Raw genomic sequence first — 643 nt, 5'->3', positions numbered from 1 at the left:
GCTCCACCAAGCGCGACGTGGTCGATGCCGCACGGCGGGTCCTGCAGGGCAACGTCGGTTCTTTCGTTCCCTGCCATCCCATTACCGGCAAAGAGGTGTCGGGTGTCGAACACGCCGATGTAGATCTCTACAACGGAAAGCAGGTCATCCTGACCCCCATAGAGCGGACTTTCACGGTCCAGCTGCAAAAAGCCACCGACGTATGGACCGCCATGGGCTGTCATGTCCTCAAGATGTCGCCGCAGGCACATGACGCTGCGTACGCCGCAGTCAGCCATCTGCCCCACCTGATCGCCTTTGCACTGATCAACGGCATTACCGGACAGGAGAACGGGAAGGATTACATGTCCCTGGCCGGGCCCGGCTTTCGCGACTTTACACGCATCGCTGCGAGCGATCCGAAAATGTGGCGCGACATCCTGATTGCCAACCGCGAAGAGTTGCTGGCGCAGTCCAAGATCTTTCAGCAGACCCTGCAGTCCCTCGAAGTACTCATTTCGAGCAGCAACGGCGACGGCCTGGAAGCGCTCATTGAGCAAGCCAGCGAGACGCGCGCCAACTGGCGCATCTCTTCTCAAAAATCGCATAAATAAACCTGCGATTCATGTTCGACATCGAGTTCCTGGACATCCCGCCCCTCAGT

The 643-nt window shown here is 58.5% G+C and carries 1 protein-coding gene; it reads left to right on the top strand.

The window, feature by feature from the left end:
• On the top strand, positions 1-593 hold a 593-nt coding region (locus tag AC1D1X_RS25170), incomplete at its 5' end, for a prephenate dehydrogenase (protein WP_477699616.1).
• Positions 594-643 lie beyond the last annotated feature (50 nt).

Source organism: Polaromonas sp. P1_G4, assembly GCF_056405475.1.
The sequence above is the reverse complement of the archived record's forward strand: the minus strand, read 5'-3'. Positions and strand labels throughout refer to the sequence as shown.